The sequence below is a fragment of the Psychrobacter sp. BF1 genome, assembly GCF_019279065.1.
Taxonomy (GTDB): Bacteria; Pseudomonadota; Gammaproteobacteria; order Pseudomonadales; family Moraxellaceae; genus Psychrobacter; species Psychrobacter urativorans.
Map to the genome: position 1 here is coordinate 17295 of NZ_JAGYWV010000007.1, position 20193 is coordinate 37487.

Sequence of the window (20193 nt, forward strand, 5' to 3'; positions counted from 1 at the left end):
TTTTAAACTTTAACTAAACAGTTCGACCAGTGCTATTAGCTAGATTGTTTAGTACTTGAGTACAATACTGTACAAAATAATCGATAATACTATCGATATTATTCATTAACAAGGAAGTTATATGAAAAATCTCCATACTTGCTTTCGACTGTTGTCAACTGGTGCCGCTATAACGACTATCAGTATGCTAGCAATGACTTCAACGACTGCTAGCGCAGGCAACTATTATAATTGCGCCGATTCAACAGGCTGTGCCAAAGTTCAGCGTACTTTTAATTTTACTAACTATAATGCGACGAAATATCCTATTGTCATGGCGCATGGGTTTTTGGGTTGGAATAGACTATTCAATACTTTAGATTATTTCAATGGTATTCCTCAAACGCTCAGCATGAACGGTGCTGATGTTTTTACCACTAAGACCTCAACGGTTAACTCTATTGAAGTTCGCGGCGAGCAGCTACTTAGTCAAATCAGAACTATTAAAGCCATCACTGGTAGTGACAAAGTGAATCTTGTCGGACATAGCCAAGGTGGACTTGACTCTCGTTATGTAGCTTCTATTGATCCGCAAGCGGTAGCTTCTATTACTACGGTCGCCTCTCCACATACTGGTGTAGGAGTTGCTGATAAAGTCAATACTTGGCTTAAGGCAAGAGAAAAAGCTAATGGGGTACCTGAAGGCCAAGATGGTATCGAGGCCAAAGTACTTTATAACTTGTTTGAAATTGCTGGTTTAGGTGTTGGTGCCGCATCCGGTATCCCTCTAAACAAGCCTCAAGAACAGAGCGCTAAGGGTTTTCTAAACTCAGTATCAGAAGAAGCCTTTGTCGCTTTTAACAAAGCTCATCCAGGACCGATACCGAGTAGTTATTGTGGTAATACACCTGCTAACAATGTCATGAATGGCGTAGCTTACTACTCCTTTAGTGGTGTAGGACAGTCTACTAACCTTTTGGATGCCTCAGACGCTATCTTAAATGTTACCGGCTCCCTTTACGATAAAAGTGATCTCAACGATGGTCTAGTGACTAAATGCTCTAGTCGTATTGGTCAAGTTATTCGTGATGACTATCACATGAATCACTTAGACAGTATCAATCAGCTATTAGGCTTGGTCTCATGGCGTGAAACTAACCCCCTAACCGTCTATCGTCAGCAAATGAACCGAGTAAAAAACGACGGCTACTAAGACTTAGTACCGATAGCCACTACGGCATCGGCTACTCATACGTCTAAGGTATGAGGTAATAATGACTGACTCAAAATCTTGTCATACACCGATATAGTTTGTATTTACTAGCATTGCTTTAATCGAATAATCTGCTCTAAATGACAGATTATTTTGCCTTTACTGATCGATAAGTAATGGTTTACTGCTGGTAGCCAGCCTATTTCAAACTATAAGGATGTAAGATGAAAACTATCACTTCTAAAATTAGCTTAGCCTCTATTAGTTCAATAAGTATCGCTCTTAGTGCTATAGCGCTTACCTCAACTACTGCCAATGCTGGTACTTATTATAACTGTGCAACGCCAACAGGGTGCAGTGAAGTTGAGAGCAAAAATGCTAGATCCAATTATAATGACACTCAATATCCTATTGTTATGGCTCATGGATTCTTTGGTTGGAGTCGTCTTATTGGTAGCCTAGATTACTTCAATGGGGTGCCACAAACACTAATGAGGAACGGGACTGAAAATGTATTCGCCACTAAAACCTCTTCGGTCAATTCTGCTGAAGTGCGTGGTGAGCAGTTATTAAGCCAAGTCAATACTATCAAAGCGATAACTGGTGCTCAAAAAGTCAATCTTATTGGTCATAGCCAAGGAGGCCTAGATAGCCGTTATGTAGCTACGATAGCGCCGGAAAAAATAGCTTCGGTAACCTCAGTATCAAGCCCACACAAAGGCTCTAAAACCACTGATTTCGTTATAAAAGTATTAGAAAATGATCAAACCCCAAATAAGTTTGGCTCTAAAGTGTTGATCGCCAGCTTCGAGGCCGTCGGACTGTCTTTGGATGCACTATCTGGTGTACCCTTAAATCAGCTACAACAGCAAAACGCTTTAAACGTTACTAATAGCACCTCTAGCGAAAATGTTGCTATCTTTAATGCAAAGTATCCAGCAGCACTCCCCACTACTTACTGTGGTCAGCCTCCAAGCAATAATATTGTTAACGGTGTTGGCTATTATTCTTGGACGGGTAATACGCCTTTAACCAACCCTTTAGATACTAGTGACTATACCTTATCGTTAACTGGTCTAACTTTTGAAGGGGAAGCTAATGATGGCTTAGTCGGTGTTTGCTCGAGTCGTTTGGGTTATGTTATTCGTGATAATTACCGTATGAATCACTTAGACACTATCAATCAGCTTTTAGGTATTACTTCGTGGCTCGAGACTAACCCACTAACTGTATATAGTACGCAAGTGAATCGTCTTAAGAATCAAGGATATTAGAGCCATTAATCAGCCTTATGGCTGTTTGCTTATGTCTTGGTATTAAGGCCTTAACACAATAAGTATCAACGCTATTTTTATCCCTGTTAGACAACCCGCCACTCACAGATGAGCGGGTTTATTTTTGTCTTGGATGCTAAGATTAGTTGGTCATAAAAAAGCTGCTATACCTCATTTATATCTAGGTAATAGCAGCTTTTTTATAAACACTAGGCGGATGACTAATTACTAATAACAGTTTTTGTTAATAATAAATAATAAAAGAATGGCTTAGTGTCTAAGCCATTCTCCTAACTGTATTGAACCCTATCAAGATAAGTTAAATCTAAGCTATCTCTATGGAATTACTTAGAAGCATAAGACAGTTTCATACCGAATATATAAGCATCATTGTCCTCAAAGGTACCAAGCTTTTTACCACTGGCGGCCAATACACCCTCTGCATCGCCTAACATTAAGTACTTAGCGCCAGCAGATACTGCCCATTCCGGCGTAAAGTTATATTTAGCGCCAACTCCCACACTATAATAGCCTTCAGTAGGTCCTAGTGGCGATACTGGATTGCCAGCACCACTGTCCCAACCAACAGTACCTGATACCGCTAGCGCTGGGCTTAAACGTTTAGCAAGACCAAGTTCTAATTGATAAGCATCATCGCCATATTCTAAAAGATTAGCGTTGTCTATAACGACCTGACCTGCTTGAGTGTTAGTAGCAGAGACTACGTTAGTCTTTAACAGTGGAGGAGTAATTTTAAAGTCACTCCAAGGTACCCAACGTGCTTTTGCAGTTAGCAACGTGGTTTTATTAACACCCGTTTGAAAATCGATATTGACTGATTTAGGAGTGGTTAGCTCGGATTCTTCAGTTTGTACAGCATCGAGTCGTAGTGATGGTGGCAAATTAGGATTCAGGTTATAACGGTTTATGAAAGGCATATTTTCAGCATAATTGGCATCATGTTCAATTTCTGAACGATACGTAATAGCCGCTTTTAGACCAATTTCTGGTTTTACATAAGCCAAGCCCGCCATATAGCCATAAGCGTCATTTTTTGCGATATTTAAACTATAACCATTCAAAATAGATAGAACATCACCGTTCAACTTTACATCAGCTTTGATTTTTTGTAAAACTGGTCCGCCATAAACTTTAAAGTTATTTTTAGCACCTAGATTGACACTCAATAGACCAGTAAAGTTATCAGTGCTGACATCAGCAGTAGTAGAATTAATACTGCCATCAGTGTTAGTTGACGTCAGTATGTTGTCCCCTTCGAAACGAACCGCAGCACCAAAAGGCTGATCATAGAATACGCCAACACTAAATTTATCATTGATGTCAGTCTTAACGCCGTAACCATAGCCTTCATACTCTTCTGCAAAGTCACTAATATTCTTACCGTCAACCCCTACACCCGTAACATCAGGGCTGATATGATAGGCACTTGCATAAGCTATAGTACCACTTGAAGAAAAGTCTTCACTAGGCTGGCCAGAGCGATCTAAGCCAGAAGCACTTGCAATAGAAGCTAGTGATAATGTGGCTAACGCGCAAGTTAGCTGTGATAATGTGAAATATTTTGACATTGTACATCCTCCATGATGAATAACAGTAGCAACTCCTATAGTTGCTTACCAAGCTGACGTCATCCAATTGACTTAATCAGCAAACAAAATTTATAACTTTACTTAGTCAGCGCTAACGATTGAGATAAACCGTATAAACACTGACTATTTATTACTTATTACGCTTTGCAACCTCTAACTACTAACCTATTAATTTATATTAAGCATTCACGTTCAATAGCGCTTACTACTACAATTGCTGCTGCTGACTGGCTTTGGTGCGCAGTTCATGTCGTAGGATTTTACCAACTGTTGACTTAGGTAACTCATCTATAAACTCAATATAACTAGGACGCTTATAGCCCGTCAAGTCCTCTTTACAGAAATCTTTAATCTCCTGCTCGGTAAGACTTTGATCAGATTTAACGACATAAGCTTTAACTGATTGTCCTTGTAGTTCATTATCCACTCCTACTACTGAACACTCAGCAACTTTTGGGTGCATCTCAATGACGTTTTCGACCTCATTGGGAAATACATTAAAGCCACTGACGATAAGCATGTCTTTTTTGCGATCATATATCTGGATATAACCCTTGTCGTTCATTGAAGCCACATCACCAGTCTTTAAATAACCATCTTCAGTAAAGAAGCTACTGTTATCCATTTTATGATAACTAGTGACAATATTATCCCCTTTGATACACATCTCACCCACTTCATCCAGTCCTAGTGTATTACCATCATCATCACGAATAGTGATATCGATGCCCGGAAGTGGTAAACCAATATTGCCGTTATATTCAGTATTGATGAGCGGATTGGCAGTACCTACTCCCAAACCCTCTGACATACCCCAGCCTTCAATAATCGGTAAACCAGTAGTCTCTTGCCAGTTCTTGGCGGTAGCTGGCGTTGCTGCCATGCCTCCGGCTAGTGATAGCTGTAACTGTGAAAAATCAAGGCTCTTGAATTTAGGGTTGGCCAATAGCGCTTGATATAAAGTATTCACTGCAGGAAAAATATGAAAAGGACGCTTGCCTAATATTTTTACAAAGGCATCAATGTCACGAGGGTTAGTGACTAGTGTCAGGTGTTGGCCGACACGTATTCCAAGCAACATCAAGATAAAAGCGTAAATGTGATACAGCGGTAATGCAATAATAGTATTAGTTTGCCCAGTTTGAGGAGCTTTCTTATAAATAGGTTGAAACCATTCCTCAAATTGAGCCGTGGCGACTACCACATTATAATGAGTCACTAACATGCCTTTAGCCACACCAGTAGTTCCACCAGTGTATTGCAGAATAGCTAGATCATCAGGACTAATCACTGGTCGAGAATAAGGTAAAGGTTTGCCAAGCTTCACTACAGACTTAAAGTCGCTTACTTTATAGTTGCTATTGGAGACAAGGTTATGGCTAGGAACTGCCTTTTTTAGATGCTTAGCAGCCAAATTGACTACCATACCTTTTGCCGTACCTAGCATATCGCCAATGCTACTAATAACCACGTTATCGATATCAGTATCGTCAATAATTTTCTCTAAGGTATAGCAAAATGGCTCTAGTATAAAAATAGCTCTAGCATCGGAATTAATCAGTTGATGCTTTAGCTCTCGCCCCGTATATAAAGGGTTGATAGTAGTAAGCACCATACCAGCACGAATTATGCCAGCTACTATAGGATAATATTGATTGACATTGGGCATCATAATGCCAATCGTTGAACCTTGTGCTAGCCCTAAGCTCTGAATCCAAGCGGCAATACTCTGTGATACTTGATCAACTTCCTCATAGGAGTAAGTTACTCCCATGTTAGTACTAAACTCATTTTGAGCATATTTAGCAAAAGTATAATCAAAGAAGTTGAGTAATGTCTTGTGCTCACAAGCCACTTTCGCTCGTACACCCTCAGGGTAACTCTCTGTCCAAAATTTATCCAAAACCCTATCTCCTCAATCAACCACAATTCTAATTAGTAGTAACACCGCTATTATCTGTGCATAAATAAGCCTTCAAATAGCGGTGTATGCTCTAAACTGTATCAGGAACTTTTTTGCGCAGCTCATTACGTAGAATTTTACCTACTGACGACTTAGGTAGCTCATCACAGAACTCTATATGGCGCGGACGCTTGTAGCCAGTTAGGTTTTCTTTACAATGTTCTATAAGCTCATCTTCAGTTAAGCTATCATCAGATTTGACCACAAACACTTTAATGGCCTGACCACGCTTAGAACAATCGAGGCCAACTACCCCGCATTCAGATACTTTAGGATGCATGCCAACCACCCCTTCTACTTCATTAGGGAACACGTTGAAACCACTAACGATAAGCATGTCTTTTTTGCGGTCATATAAGGTGACATAGCCATCTTCAGTAATCGCTCCAATATCACCAGTCTTCAGGTAGCCATCATGGGTAAAGTAAGATGAGCTGTCCATGTTGTTATAGCCTTTAGTGACGTTATCACCTTTTAGACATATCTCACCGATTTCACCAATTGGCAATTCATTTTCATCATCATCACGGATAGTCATATCAACACCAGGAAGCGGCATACCAATCTTACCGGTAAAATCAGCTTTGGCGACGATCGGATTTAGAGTACCAACGGCGACTGTTTCAGTCATCCCCCAGCCTTGCACTAATGCAGTGCCAGTCATGTCAATCCACTTTTGTGAGGTCGCTGGTGTGGCAGCCATACCGCCTGATAAAGAGATAATCAAGTTAGAAAAGTCTAGTTTTTCGATATCAGGATGCTGAATCAATGCTTGGAATAAAGTATTGACAGCAGGTAGGATATGGAAAGGTCTAGATGCTAAGGTTTTGACAAAGCCGTCTATATCACGAGGATTAGTAATCAAGGTGAAATGATGGCCAGCACGAATCCCTAACATCACTACCATAAATGCGAAGAAATGATATAAAGGTAAGGCAATTATGGTATTAACTACAGTAGTGTCTGGTATTTTATTATAAGTAGGTGATAGCCAAGCATCGAACTGCATAGTACCTGATGCAACGTTACGGTGACTCAATAGCACCCCTTTAGCTACCCCAGTAGTACCACCCGTATATTGTACAAATGCTAGGTCATCTATGTTTTGTACCGGCTTAGAGTATGGTAGAGATTTACCATCAGACATCACTGTCTTAAAATCAGTAACTGCATATTTATTATTAGACTTAAGAGTGTGGGTCGGCACTGCTTTTTTGACGTGTTTAGCCATTAAATTGACTAGTGTACCTTTAGCTGAGCCAAGCATATCGCCGATTTTGCTTACCACAACCGTTTTGAGATGGCTATCATCGACTATTTTTTCTAAGGTACTGCAGAATGGTTCTAAAATGAACAGGATAGAGGCTTCAGTATCTTCAAGCTGATGCTTAAGCTCACGAGCGCTATACATAGGGTTAATTGAGGTGACAACATAACCGGCACGTAAAATAGCGATAGCGATAGGTATATATTGATTGACGTTAGGCATCATCACTGCCACTTTGTCGTCTTTTTTTAGCCCTTGGCTTTGTAACCAAGCACTAATATTACGAGCAATAGCATCGATTTGGGCGTAGGTATAAGTAACGTCCATATTAGTGCTAAACTCTCGGTCTGCATAAAGTGCAAACATCTCATCAAATAAATGAGTTAGCGAAGAATATTGGTTACTATCGACATCCTTTAACACCCCTTCCGGATACTTATCAGTCCAAAACTTTTCCATTTCTAGCTCTCCTTAGCGTTACGATGAATTTAGGTGCTTTAGTTAAAAGAGGTGGATTCAGTCATTCAATCCGTTGAAATACGCACCTCTAGTCAAACCTTAAAACTCAAACCACCTATAAAATTTTCTTAGTAAAACCTGTACTAAAAATATTGTTCTTAGTCCAAATAAGCACTTACTAAGCTATTACTGTAAAGACGATTAATAACTAGTCGGTTTTTATTATTACCTTATTAGTTATTAACCTATCTGTTCTTAACCTATCTATTATCAGCCGATAAGTTGCCAACCCGATGTTGCTTGATGCTCATCTTGATGGGCAAACAATGGGTGTGCTTTGGCTTCTTGTAAGCTCAATACTGGCGTCACACAAACATCGGCCGATTCAAAAGCTTGCTGCCAATAAGCAAGGGGCTGGCTGGCAAAAGTTGCAGTAACTGTTTTTGCCGCCTCTTTGCTGTCTGGCATATTAGGCATGACCCCTAATTGCCAATGCTTCGCTTTTAGCTCCGGCAACTGCAATACCTCACACAAGCCTTGCCAAAACTTAAGCTCTAACGAGCCTACCGCCATATAGCGATCATCGGCAGTTTTGTACAGACGATAGCAAGGCAACAGCCCCCCTAAAAAGTCATACTGCGGCGGCGGATTCTGCCCTGAGAAGCTCTTCACTAGCGCGCCTGTTGCCTTCGGCATGATCATATGGTTATACAAACTATGAGTCATACTCACGGCCACATGGCGCCCTTGGCCGGTGCGCTGGGCACTAAATACTGCAGCTAGTAAGGCGATCACTGCGGTATCACTACCACCCGCTAAATCAGCGAACTGTACATTAGGCATAGCTTGCTCGCCTTTAGCCGTTCTTAACTGATCGAGTACCCCGCTCATCGCCATAAAGTTGATATCGTGGCCAGCTTTATCAGCCCACTGATGCTTAACTTGTTGTTCAGCATCATGACCAGCGCCTAGTCCATAACCAGTGATCGATACTATGACTAGCTTAGGATTAATAGCATGCAAGGTTTTGGCATCTAAACCCATCCCAGTTAATACCCCTGGACGGAAACTGTCTAGCATCACATCAGCATCTTTAATATGCGCTTTGATTGCCTCGATACCTTTAGTGTCACGGAAGTCATACTTCTCGATAGTCTTACCGTGGTTTAAAGCTTCAAACAAGCCTCCTAAAGCGCGAGCAGGATCGCCACTTTCTGGCTCAATCTTGACAATCTCTGCGCCTAAGTCAGCCAGTAGACGGGTGGCAAAAGGTCCAGGTAGGTTACGAGTCAAATCAACGACTCGTAATCCTTGTAGACAATCCGCCATTTGACTAATAGCTGATGGTGTCGTTGATAACCCTGTATTAGGCATCTACAAACTCCTCACCTTTTGCAGCCATATCTACCAAAATCTGAGCCGGCTCGAAGCGTTCGCCATACTGTTTAGCAAGCTCGCGACTACGCGCTACAAATTTATCTGCGCCCATAGCATTGACGAACTGTAGGGTGCCACCATGTTGTGGTGCAAAGCCCCAGCCAAAGATAGAACCAACGTTGGTATCGGCAACAGAGCGTACTACGCCTTCTTCAAAACATTTGGCTGATTCGTTAACTTGAATAAACATCAAGCGATCTACTAGGTCTTGCTGTGATGGTTGCTCAGCACTAGTTGGGAATAAGTTAGTTAGCTCAGGCCACAAGTGTCTTTCACCATTCTCTGGATACTCATAGAAGCCTTTACCAAAGCGCTTGCCTTCACGACCATGCTCTTCACCAACCACTTTTATGACATTATAAGAAGGATGAATGGTAACTTCTTTGCCTTCAGCTTCCATATCACGATTGTTTTGCTCAGTGATATGACGGACTAGACTCAAAGTCACTTCGTCTTGTAGTGCTAATGGCGGCATAGGCATTCCTGACTTCATACCGGCAACTTCGATACTGCGCGGATGAATGCCTTCAGCTAACATAGCGATACCCTCTGACACGTAAGTTGCAAACACCCGTGAGGTATAGAAGCCACGGCTGTCGTTAACAACGATAGGAGTTTTGCCAATTTGCAACACATAATCAAAAGCTTTGGCTAAAGTTTCATCATCAGTCTCTTCACCCATGATAATTTCAACCAATGGCATCTTGTCTACAGGCGAGAAGAAATGTAGGCCAATAAACTGCTTTGGACGGGCGCTAACTTTAGCAAGACCAGTAATAGGCAAAGTAGAAGTATTAGAAGCATAGACGGCGCTAGTAGGGATTACTGCTTCACTTTGACGAGTACAGTTGGCCTTAATATCACGATCTTCAAACACTGCTTCAATAACCAGATCACAGCCTTCTAAATCATCATAAGAAGTCGTAGTCTTAATCTTATCTAACAATGCCTGCTTTTTGTCTGGCGTTGAGCGCCCACGACTTATCGCTTTATCAAGCAAATTAGTAGAGTATGCTTTACCTTTATCTGCTGACTCGATATCTCTATCTAATAACACCACATCGATGCCAACTTTGGCTGACACATAAGCAATACCAGCACCCATCATGCCGGCACCAAGCACTGCAACTTTTTTAACTTTAGTTCTCTCAAAGCCATCAGGGCGTGACTGACCTTTTTTGATGCTATTAAGTTGGGTCCAAAGAGTGTTAATCATATTGTTAGCTTCAGGCGATAGTACACACGCCGCAAAGTAACGAGATTCAATCTCTAAACCAGTATCGATATCGACCATACAGCCTTCATAAACACAAGACATAATGTGCTTGAGAGCAGGATAGTTACCTTGCGATTTCTGATTAGCCATAGCTGGGGCAATAGAGAATACTTGCACAACTTTAGGATGCTTACTATCGCCACCAGGGATTTTAAAACCTTTTACATCCCATGGCTGCTGAGCTTTAGGATTGGCTTTGATCCACTCTTTGGCTTGCTGTTGCATGTCGGCTTGATCAGTAGCAGTGGCATCGATAAGACCGATGTCTTTTGCCGCATTAGGACGCAGCTCTGAGCCTTGAGTCATTAGCTCAAGCGCTTTTTGAATGCCGACCAATCTTGGTAGACGTTGAGTACCACCGCCACCTGGTAGCAGACCTAATTTAACTTCTGGTAGACCAAGCTTAGTTTTAGGTGAGTCAATAGCAATACGATAATGACAGGCCAAGGCAATCTCAAGACCACCGCCTAGTGCAGTTCCTGTCATAGCAGCGACTACTGGCTTGCCAGACAACTCAAGCTTACGCAGGCTACCTTTGAGGTCTTCAACCAGTTCAAATGCTTGCTCGGCAGTTTTGATATTGCCTAACGAATCGATATCAGCGCCGACAATGAAAGTGTCTTTAGCTGAAGTAAGGATAAGCCCTTTAGCAGACTCGTCATTAATGAAACTGTCGGCCAAAGTAGCAAAAGACTCAGTAAATCCATCACCTATTACGTTCATTTTGCGATCGCTTTGATCGACCATTACGGTAACGATTCCGTCATTATCACGCTCAGCGGTAAAGTTTACCAAGGCATTAATATCATTTACGCTATCTGTAGTCATCCTATGTCCCTTTTTATAGTTCTTAGATTATTAAATCAAATGGTTATGAAGCCGAAACTGACTCGATACTGGTTTAGCGTACTGGCTTATCAATACTAAGATAGATAGTCGATTCACAACGATGCAAATATCGAAGATCTAAGCTTAAACTATTGGCAATTTATTAAGCCAGCTACGCTTAACGAAATAGTCGCTATATAACCGAGCAACTAAACTCGTTCGATGATAGTGGCGATACCCATACCTGCACCAACGCATAGAGTTACCATCGCCGTCTTAAGATCACGGCGTTCTAACTCATCAAGTACAGTAGTCATCAATATCGCACCAGTCGCTCCAAGAGGATGACCCATAGCGATAGCACCGCCATTAACGTTGACGATATCTAACGACACCCCAAAGTCTCTAGCTGTTTTCATCGGTACGGCAGCAAAGGCTTCGTTAATTTCCCAAAGATCGATATCTGAAGCTTTCATACCTGCTTTATCTAAGGCTTTTTGACATCCAGGAGTTGGACCAGTCAACATAATCATCGGCTCAGAGCCAATGACAGCAGCCATAGTAATTTTCGCTCGTGGCTTTAAGCCTGCTTTTTTGCCAGCAGCAGCACTGCCTATTAAGCACAGCGATGCGCCATCAACGATACCTGAAGAGTTACCAGCATGATGGACGTGATTAACTTTTTCGATAGTGGTGTATTTGCCTAATATAGTATTGTCAAAGCCCATTTTTCCAGGCATAACGAATGAGGGATTCAACCCAGCAAGGGTTTCAACATTCGTATTAGGACGGATAGTCTCATCCTTATCTAATAGCAACATGCCATTGAGATCCTTGACCGGAACTACTGACTTATCGTAGTAACCTTGCTCCCAAGCGTTAGCAGCGCGGCGATGTGACTCAGTAGCGAACTCATCAACGTCTGTACGACTAAAGCCTTCTAGGGTCGCTGAAGTATCAGCGCCTACTCCTTGTGGTACAAATCCGGTCACATCATTAACTCGCGGATCCATATACCAAGCACCGCCATCAGAACCCATAGGTATACGGCTCATAGACTCAACGCCACCTGCTACTACCATGTCTTCCATGCCTGACATGACCTTAGCAGCTGCTAAGTTAATAGACTCTAGACCTGAGGCGCAATATCTTGAAAGAGTGACACCGGCTACGGTTTGAGCCCAGCCTGCATCAAGAACTGCGACCCTAGCGATGTCTGAGCCTTGTTCGCCAACTGGAGTAACACAACCTAGGACTACATCATCTACTAGACTAGTATCAAGGTTGTGACGTTGTTGCATCTCTTTTAATAAGGTACGCACCAGCCAAATGGGTGTCGCTTGATAAAGAGAGCCATCTTTTTTCCCTTTGCCACGTGGGGTACGGATGGAGTCATAGATATAAGCTGTCTCAGTCATAAAAATCCCTTTTTACATTTATTTAGTCGTAAAGTAATCAGTAGTAAAGTGGTTGGTAGCTAAGTCATTAGTAGCAGTGTTATTGGCAGTCAATCATTGAGGAGAACTTATCGCCCCTCAACGATCAACGACTAATAATCTAAAGATCAATTGGTGCTTATTTAATGACCACAAGCTTGCTTACATAAAGCGTGATGCAAGCTCTTTCATGATTTCATTAGTACCACCATAGACTTTTTGTACTCGAGCATCAGCATGTAAACGGGCAATTGGATACTCCGTCATATAGCCATAACCACCGAATAGCTGCACACACTCATCTAATACTTCACATTGCTTTTCAGTTACCCAATACTTAATCAATGATGCGTGCGGTACTGACAACTTACCTTCTAATAACGCATCAATAGCGGCATCACACATGCTGCGCGAAGCTAAGTAATCGGCATAACATTCAGCCATCTTAAAGCGGGTGTTTTGGAATTTCCAAATTGGCTTACCGAAAGCTTCACGTTCTTTAACGTAATCAAGGGTCAAATCGATACCCAACTTCATAGCACCAACACCCGTCAAAGCAATAATTAGACGTTCACGTGGTAACTCTTGCATAAGCTGAATAAAGCCCATACCTTCTACGCCGCCTAAAACGTTCTTTTGCGGTACACGCATATCATTAAAGAACAGCTCAGAAGTATCTTGCGATGCTAGACCGCTCTTTTTAAGCTTTTGACCGCGCTGAAAGCCAAGATTACCCTCAGTTTCAACTACAATTAGTGAGACGCCTTGTGCGCCTTTTTCACGATCTGTCTTACAGGCGATAACTACAAGGTTGCAATGCTGACCATTGGTAATAAATATTTTTGAACCGTTGATGATGTAATCGTCACCATCTTTTACCGCATAAGTCTTAATGCTCTGTAGATCTGAACCAGTACCAGGTTCAGTCATAGCGATAGCAGAGATATATTCACCAGAAGCCATCTTAGGCAACCATGATTTTCTCTGCTCTTCGGTACCATGATTTAAGATATAAGGAGCAATAATCCCTGAATGAACTAAACCACCAAACCCAGCTTGGTTAGCTTCAGCTTGCGCATAGATAAGAGCCGCTTCGTGACCGAAATCACCACCGCCGCCGCCGTACTCTTCTGGCATAGAAGCACATAAGAAACCATTGGCACCAGCTTCTTCCCATGCAGCACGATCTATCATACCGTTAGCACGCCATTCTTCATCTTTATGATCCCAAGATTTAAACATCTTAAGCGCACTGTCATGTACCATTTGATGCTCTTCGGTCATCCAGTTTGGGGTGAAATGTTCAATACTCATATCGTCTATCCTTGATCGGGTTGAATTAGTTAGGCTAAATGAACGGGTTTAAATCAACAATACTTAGTTTAGAGGCTTGTGCTTACGTTGAATAATAGCGAGTAGTCGTTACGTTATTATCAACTCAATATATAATGGTAATCTCAATTACCCTTAAAATATGTAGCTATAAACCATGTTATCGCTCGTTCCTATAACCTATATATTAGGAAAATAAATGCCAATACGCAATCATTTAGTTTATAATAGTAATTTAAATTACCTTAAATAATTATTATCAAATTTTCATAGAGTCTACTTATTAAAAAACTATTGTTCAATATATAATTCACTAATCTTATTATCAGACGCCCTATTACCCATAAAGCGCCTATTTATAAATACTATCCATTATCCTATCGATGCTAAAATAAATAATCAGGCTAACCCTATCGATAATCCAAATAACGACGCTATGAGCAATGACACAATTAGCAAAGTGAGTAATATTATGAGTCAACCAATAAACAGCAAAGTCGATAGCACAGCAAAGCTTGCCGCTGATGACAGTAACGATAGTAGTGAGCCGCTAGCCCCTCTATCTTCAATGCGACCGGCCACTTTAGATAAGATTGAAAAAGCAGTTCGATATCTGTTCGCCGGTTATGATGCGCAAGATGTCACTATGATTCAGATCGCTAATACGGCTAATGTATCGCTGCAAACGCTGTATAAGTACTTCGGTGACAAACAAACTGTGCTTTATACTATTATGGATAGAGTGTTGGCACGGCTGGCTACGCGGATGATGGATCACCTACAAGGGATTGATAGTGTTAAAGAGCGCTTAAGAAAAACTTTGTGGGTAAGTTTAGATTTTGTCGATAATCATCCTGATGCCGTTATGGTGCTGTCTGCGGTATCAGTCTCACGTTTTCGCCATATTGCTATTTATGAGAATAAAGAACTTATCAATGCGTTTTTGAGTGTGTTAGCAGATGGGCAGCGACGCGGTGTCCTTAATGACAAAGTACCGCTATACGTGCTGTTTGATGTGTTTATGGGCTTTATTAGTCGTCTAGGACTGATGCATATCATTCGCCAAACCAACAAGCCTATCAGTGCAGATTTTGATGCTTTGTTCGAGATGCTCTGGCGCTCCATGTCTAAACCTGAAGCTATTGAGGATTAATGTAGCCAGTAGTCGCTAATCGTTATAGCCGTTACTCAAAGCTCAATAGTGCTATGCTTATTTAAGCTGTAGTGCTCTAGCCTACTATCATTCAATAGTATAAAAATCGTACTTAAAACGGATAAGCGTACTGAGCTATATCGCTTAAAAATCCACCTTACCGCGCAAGGCTTTAGTCTTACCGCGTTGGGTTTTGTTATCTACCCGTTTGCGCTTGGCATTCCTACTAGGCTTAGTCGCTCTGCGGGTCTTATTGACGTGAGTGGCTTTTTTGATAAAACTCTGTAAGCGCTCAAAAGCGTCAGCCTTATTCTTCTCTTGCGTGCGAAACTGCTGGGCCTTGATGATGAATACCCCATCTTTAGTAATGCGCCCATCTTTACTGTCTAATAGACGTTGCTGGTTAAGCTCGCTAAGGCTTGAAGCTTTTATATCAAAACGCAGATGGATGGCCGAGGATACTTTGTTAACGTTTTGGCCACCTGCGCCTTGCGAGCGTATGGCAGTAATCTCAATCTCATTATCATCGAGGCTAATAGTCAAACTTATAAAAATCATAATTTACTTATAAAGTAGTTAATAGGAATAGTTAATTGGGGGTAGACGCTAGTCTAGCAAGGCTAATCAGCGCTTTGTAGTAACTGACGGCAACGCTGCACTACTGGTGCGTCTACCATATTGCCGTCTATTTTAAACACTGCCTGACCACTGCGCTCGAATTCGGCTATTACCTTTTTGGCAAAATCAAGCTGCTGCTCTGTAGGTTGCAAGGCTTGTTGGACAATCGCTACTTGCTTAGGATGGATACAGAGCATACCTGACATCCCCATCTGCGACCACAACGTCACTCTATCTTTTAGCCCCGCCTCATCCTTAAAGTCTGCATAAATACTATCAATAGGAGCAGATAGCTGATTAGCTCTGGAGCTAACTAGTAGCTGATAGCGCAACTGATTGGCGACGATATCGGCAGCTGCAGTGCCCACTTGTACTCGTAAATCATTACACAAGTCCAAAAATCCATAGCTAAAGGCTACTAAGCCTAGAGCTTTAGCCATAGCATCTACTTGATACAAGCCGACAGCGGTCTCTATTAACGCTACAACCGCTAAGCCAGTGTGTTGATGTAAATGCTCAATATCAGCGGCTTGCTCAGCCTTAGCCAGTATTATTCCAGCGAGATTAGGGAGTCGCTGGCATAACGCTACGTCGTTGGCAAACTCGCTACTAGTCGCTTGATTGATTCGCAGCCAAAGCGGTTGATAGGCAGGGCTGTTATAGTAGTCTTCTATTGCCAAGCGTGCTTGCGCCTTGTCCACTAGAGCTACGGCATCTTCTAAATCGATGATGACGGCATCAGCCCCACTCGCAAAGGCTTTTGCTACTCGGTCTATCCTAGTAGCTGGGACAAATAACCAGCTTTTGGTATTAGCAACCTTAATAATAGTGGCGCTCACTTTAGCGTTGATAGCTGATTTCATAGTTAAAGTCCTTATAGTAGTTGATACATTATAGGATAGATTTTATATTGAGATAATAATCAATCTAGCTTATGCTTTTAGCTGACTTAAGTGGCTTAACTTGATGGATATACTTTATTAATAACAACAGGAATATAAATAACATGTTTGCAAATATCGACTATTATGCTGGCGACCCTATTTTAGGACTTATGGATAAGTTCGTGGCTGACCCTAATCCAAATAAAGTAAATTTAGGTATAGGCATCTACTATGATGAGAACGGTCAATTACCGGTACTTGATTGTGTAAAAACTGCTGAACAACGCATTGCCAACCCAATCGCTCCTAGACCTTATTTACCGATGGCTGGCCTACCTGGGCATCGGCAAGCTTGTCAAGATTTACTCTTTGGCAAAGACGCTCAAATATTGCAACAAGGGCGTGTAGCTACAATCGCCACCCTTGGCGGATCTGGTGCTTTAAAAGTAGGCGCCGAGTTCCTTCATGAGTGGTTCCCGCAGTCTAAGTGTTATGTCAGCGATCCGACGTGGAGCAACCACATTGCTATCTTTGAAGGCTGTGATATCGAAGTAGGCAGTTATCCTTATTATGACAAAGCCAGTAGTAGTATCAAATTCGATGAGATGATCGATTTTGTGAAAAAGCTTAAGAAGCAAGACGTGCTATTACTGCATCCGTGCTGTCATAACCCCACCGGAATGGACTTGACCCAACAGCAATGGGACACGCTGCTAGAAGTCATTAAGCAACATGAGCTTATTCCCTTCATGGACATTGCTTATCAAGGCTTTGGTGAGGATATGGACAGCGATGCTTATGCCATTCGTAAAGCTGTCGATATGGGCTTGCCAGTATTCGTCAGTAACTCATATTCTAAGAACTTATCACTATATGGTGAGCGAGTTGGTGGTTTGTCAATAGTTTGTCCTACTGCCGATGAAGCTGAGCGCGTATTTGGACAGCTGAACTTTGTGGTACGTCGCATCTACACTAGCCCGCCAGCACATGGTGGTCATGTGGTCGACATCGTTATGAATGATGATAAGTTATATCAGCAATGGGTCAGCGAAGTCTATAGTATGCGTGACCGTATTAAGGCTATGCGCCTCAAACTTAAGTCAATACTAGAAACTGAGCTTGCTGATTTTGATTATAATTTTGATTATATTACTCGTCAAAATGGAATGTTTAGCTTTACTGGCTTAACCACCGAGCAAGTCGAGCGCTTACAGAGCGAGTTCGGTGTTTACTTAGTCTCTAACTCACGCATGTGCATGGCCGGTCTCAATGTTAACAACGTTGATTATGTCGCTCAAGCGATGGCAACTGTGCTAAAAGGGTGATTATCTGCATAGAGTATTAGCACTTTTGATGACTTAAGTCGGTTATCAACTCGCCAAATGCTACTGATAAAAATAACTCAGTTTATGTTATTTTTATCAGTCATACCCATTGCTAGCTTTTGAAAAAAAAACTGGTTACACTCAAGTAATAAGCCTGCCACACTCACGACAAGGAAGTCGCTATGAACCTCAATACTGCTCGCCCCCTCATTAGTCATGCCAACCTTAAAACCTTTACTAAAAGCGTGCTTGCCCTCAGTTTATCTGTCGCTGGTATTGCTCATGCTAGCGAGTACAGCAGTGTCACATTCTTTGGTGATAGCCTAACTGATGGCGGTTATTTTAGCCCAATTATTCCGGGTGGTGCTCAATTCACTACTAACCCTGATAATACTTGGGCAACCTCTTTTGCTGAGCAGCTCGGCACAACCTCGGTAGCTAATAAATTTAGTAAGCCTCAAACTGGTAATAACTATGCTATCGGTGGTGCAAGAGCCGGTAAAGAAGTTACTAATGATGCTTTTGGATTTGATATTCCTGTGGCTTCAGCTAGTACCCAAGTTAACAATTATCTGACTAATAATAAGGTTGATCCTAACGGACTCTATGTCGTTTGGGCTGGAGCGAATGACTTACTGGCGGCTTCTAAAGATCCGGCTAATGCTCAAACTATCGTTGGTACAGCCGTAGGCAGTCAGATTGCCACAGTTAAAGCCCTAAAAGATAAGGGCGCAAACTACATCTTAGTGCCTAATATTCCGGATATAGGCCTCACCCCTGATGCGATTAAGGGTGGAGCGGTGGTACAAGGCCAAAGCACTTTTATCAGCAATCAGTATAACCAAGCCATGCTCAATGGCGTAGCAGCTACAGGCGCTAACATCATACCGCTAGATATGTTTAGTCTACTGCAACAAGTTGCTGCTAAGCCTACAGCTTATGGCTTTACCAATATGACTGAAAAAGCTTGTAGCAAGAATGTAGTTGTAGATAGCTCATTACTCTGTGGTCCTAATAATTTAGTGACACCAGATGCTAATGAAACTTACTTTTTTGCCGATGGTATCCACCCTACTGGCCGTGCTCATCAACTGATAGCTGACTATGCCAATGCCGTAGTCACAGCGCCAAGTCAAATTGGTGTACTGCCCCATATCGCGACCAAAGTAGGCCTTGCGACCAATGAGCGCTTACAATCTCACGTTAATCAAATTCAGAACAGTGAGCAAAGAGTAGCGCGCAGCATATGGGCCACAGGCGAAATTGAACAGCAGGATATTGCTGGGTTTGAGAGTGATGGTAATGGGCAATTATTAGTAGGGGTAGACTTTGCCCATGCTAACTCACCAAATGCGGTAACCGGTCTCTACGGCAATATCACTCGCAAGGACTTTGATAACTCAAATGTCTCTTCAGGTCTTAGCGATATCGGTATTGATGAGCTTGGTTTTGGCATTTATCATACTAATACTCTCGAGCAATTGGGGGGTATACAGCTCAATGGTGCTATCGGCTTTGGCTCTATGGATATTGATGTCACCCGCACAGTCAATTTAGGCGGTAATAAACAAAACTTCAACTCAGATGCTGACGGCAAGCGCCTTTACGCTAGCTTGCAAGCGGGCTATCCGCTGCAAGTAAATAATACCAGCTTCACACCCTATCTTGGTGCTACGGTAAATCGGGTTAAAATAGATGCCTTAAAAGAGCAAGAAATGTCCGGTATTGCCATGCAGTTCAATGAGCAAAAATATACTACGACTTATGGTAAGCTTGGGGTAAAAGCCCAGCACAGCTTAGCTGAAAACCTCAATATCTTCGGTGATCTACATTATCAAAAGCGTCTAAGTGATGATCGTGACGACGTTTCAGCACGCTTAAATACTATTCAAAGCATTAGCTTTAATACTCCTACTATCGACACTGACGATGATAACTTTGGCATGACCTTGGGCTTGTCTCGTAACTTTGGTATGCTTAATGCCAATGCTGGTATCACTCATACACAAGGTGATAATGACGATTCAACTAGTGTGTTTGTCGGGCTTAGCGGCGCATTTTAACTGACAAACTCAACAGAGACTAACAAAACCTATCTTTATAAACAGCAACACCCGCTAAACCTTTTGATGGTCTAGC

At 42.0% G+C, this 20193-nt stretch carries 14 protein-coding genes; 5 read left to right on the top strand and 9 right to left on the bottom strand.

The features are described from left to right. Positions 1–121 precede the first annotated feature (121 nt). Both KZA12_RS09185 and KZA12_RS09190 read left to right on the top strand, forming a co-directional pair. Positions 122–1192 (top strand): triacylglycerol lipase, encoded by a 1071-nt coding sequence (locus KZA12_RS09185; RefSeq protein ID WP_218690042.1) that lies wholly within the window; start codon positions 122–124, stop codon positions 1190–1192. A 224-nt stretch (positions 1193–1416) separates the two neighbouring features. Beyond that, on the top strand, positions 1417–2466 hold the full coding sequence (locus KZA12_RS09190) for a triacylglycerol lipase (protein ID WP_218690043.1): 1050 nt from the start codon (positions 1417–1419) through the stop codon (positions 2464–2466). Between the two features lie 344 nt (positions 2467–2810). Here KZA12_RS09190 and KZA12_RS09195 read toward each other — a convergent pair whose 3' ends face one another. The 7 genes from KZA12_RS09195 to KZA12_RS09225 form a co-directional block, all read right to left on the bottom strand. Beyond that, the gene (locus KZA12_RS09195) at positions 2811–4055 is read right to left on the bottom strand and encodes an OmpP1/FadL family transporter (protein ID WP_218690044.1); all 1245 of its coding nucleotides are present in this window, start codon (positions 4053–4055) and stop codon (positions 2811–2813) included. A 229-nt stretch (positions 4056–4284) separates the two neighbouring features. Next, positions 4285–5979: an AMP-binding protein gene (locus KZA12_RS09200; RefSeq protein ID WP_218690045.1), complete on the bottom strand. Its 1695-nt coding sequence runs from the start codon at positions 5977–5979 to the stop codon at positions 4285–4287. 91 nt (positions 5980–6070) lie between these two features. Next, a complete protein-coding gene (locus tag KZA12_RS09205; protein ID WP_201624032.1) occupies positions 6071–7765 on the bottom strand; it encodes an AMP-binding protein in 1695 nt (564 codons plus the stop codon). A gap of 270 nt (positions 7766–8035) precedes the next feature. After that, entirely contained in the window at positions 8036–9139 is a 1104-nt protein-coding gene (locus tag KZA12_RS09210; RefSeq protein ID WP_218690046.1) for a CaiB/BaiF CoA-transferase family protein, read from the bottom strand. Beyond that, the gene (locus KZA12_RS09215) at positions 9132–11306 is read right to left on the bottom strand and encodes a 3-hydroxyacyl-CoA dehydrogenase NAD-binding domain-containing protein (RefSeq protein WP_218690047.1); all 2175 of its coding nucleotides are present in this window, start codon (positions 11304–11306) and stop codon (positions 9132–9134) included. The genes KZA12_RS09210 and KZA12_RS09215 overlap by 8 nt, the downstream gene beginning before the upstream one ends. Positions 11307–11515: 209 nt before the next feature. Beyond that, a complete protein-coding gene (locus KZA12_RS09220) occupies positions 11516–12724 on the bottom strand; it encodes an acetyl-CoA C-acetyltransferase (protein WP_218690048.1) in 1209 nt (402 codons plus the stop codon). A gap of 180 nt (positions 12725–12904) precedes the next feature. Then, the gene (locus tag KZA12_RS09225) at positions 12905–14056 is read right to left on the bottom strand and encodes an acyl-CoA dehydrogenase family protein (protein WP_218690049.1); all 1152 of its coding nucleotides are present in this window, start codon (positions 14054–14056) and stop codon (positions 12905–12907) included. Positions 14057–14546: 490 nt separating this feature from the next. Between KZA12_RS09225 and KZA12_RS09230 the strand changes: the two genes are divergently transcribed. Beyond that, positions 14547–15227 carry a TetR/AcrR family transcriptional regulator gene (locus KZA12_RS09230; protein ID WP_218690050.1) on the top strand — a complete coding sequence of 227 codons (681 nt, stop codon included), beginning with the start codon at positions 14547–14549 and terminating at the stop codon, positions 15225–15227. Between the two features lie 144 nt (positions 15228–15371). Here the strand turns inward: KZA12_RS09230 and arfB are convergent, their stop codons facing one another. Together arfB and KZA12_RS09240 are read right to left on the bottom strand one after the other, a co-directional pair. After that, positions 15372–15785: an alternative ribosome rescue aminoacyl-tRNA hydrolase ArfB gene (gene arfB / locus KZA12_RS09235; protein ID WP_218690051.1), complete on the bottom strand. Its 414-nt coding sequence runs from the start codon at positions 15783–15785 to the stop codon at positions 15372–15374. Between the two features lie 62 nt (positions 15786–15847). After that, the gene (locus KZA12_RS09240) at positions 15848–16708 is read right to left on the bottom strand and encodes a CoA ester lyase (RefSeq protein WP_256932910.1); all 861 of its coding nucleotides are present in this window, start codon (positions 16706–16708) and stop codon (positions 15848–15850) included. A gap of 143 nt (positions 16709–16851) precedes the next feature. Between KZA12_RS09240 and KZA12_RS09245 the strand changes: the two genes are divergently transcribed. Both KZA12_RS09245 and KZA12_RS09250 read left to right on the top strand, forming a co-directional pair. Continuing rightward, on the top strand, positions 16852–18054 hold the full coding sequence (locus KZA12_RS09245; RefSeq protein WP_218690052.1) for an amino acid aminotransferase: 1203 nt from the start codon (positions 16852–16854) through the stop codon (positions 18052–18054). Between the two features lie 182 nt (positions 18055–18236). Further along, entirely contained in the window at positions 18237–20117 is a 1881-nt protein-coding gene (locus tag KZA12_RS09250) for an autotransporter domain-containing protein (protein ID WP_218690053.1), read from the top strand. Positions 20118–20193: the final 76 nt, after the last annotated feature.

Bases quoted from the DNA above. Each gene is read 5' to 3' on its own strand.
- KZA12_RS09195 (WP_218690044.1), bottom strand. From the start codon at position 4,055: ATGTCAAAATATTTCACATTATCACAGCTAACTTGCGCGTTAGCCACA.
- KZA12_RS09240 (WP_256932910.1), bottom strand. From the start codon at position 16,708: ATGAAATCAGCTATCAACGCTAAAGTGAGCGCCACTATTATTAAGGTT.
- KZA12_RS09205 (WP_201624032.1), bottom strand. From the start codon at position 7,765: ATGGAAAAGTTTTGGACTGATAAGTATCCGGAAGGGGTGTTAAAGGAT.
- arfB (WP_218690051.1), bottom strand. From the start codon at position 15,785: ATGATTTTTATAAGTTTGACTATTAGCCTCGATGATAATGAGATTGAG.
- KZA12_RS09185 (WP_218690042.1), top strand. From the start codon at position 122: ATGAAAAATCTCCATACTTGCTTTCGACTGTTGTCAACTGGTGCCGCT.
- KZA12_RS09215 (WP_218690047.1), bottom strand. From the start codon at position 11,306: ATGACTACAGATAGCGTAAATGATATTAATGCCTTGGTAAACTTTACC.
- KZA12_RS09230 (WP_218690050.1), top strand. From the start codon at position 14,547: ATGAGTCAACCAATAAACAGCAAAGTCGATAGCACAGCAAAGCTTGCC.
- KZA12_RS09225 (WP_218690049.1), bottom strand. From the start codon at position 14,056: ATGAGTATTGAACATTTCACCCCAAACTGGATGACCGAAGAGCATCAA.
- KZA12_RS09190 (WP_218690043.1), top strand. From the start codon at position 1,417: ATGAAAACTATCACTTCTAAAATTAGCTTAGCCTCTATTAGTTCAATA.
- KZA12_RS09220 (WP_218690048.1), bottom strand. From the start codon at position 12,724: ATGACTGAGACAGCTTATATCTATGACTCCATCCGTACCCCACGTGGC.
- KZA12_RS09210 (WP_218690046.1), bottom strand. From the start codon at position 9,139: ATGCCTAATACAGGGTTATCAACGACACCATCAGCTATTAGTCAAATG.
- KZA12_RS09250 (WP_218690053.1), top strand. From the start codon at position 18,237: ATGAACCTCAATACTGCTCGCCCCCTCATTAGTCATGCCAACCTTAAA.
- KZA12_RS09245 (WP_218690052.1), top strand. From the start codon at position 16,852: ATGTTTGCAAATATCGACTATTATGCTGGCGACCCTATTTTAGGACTT.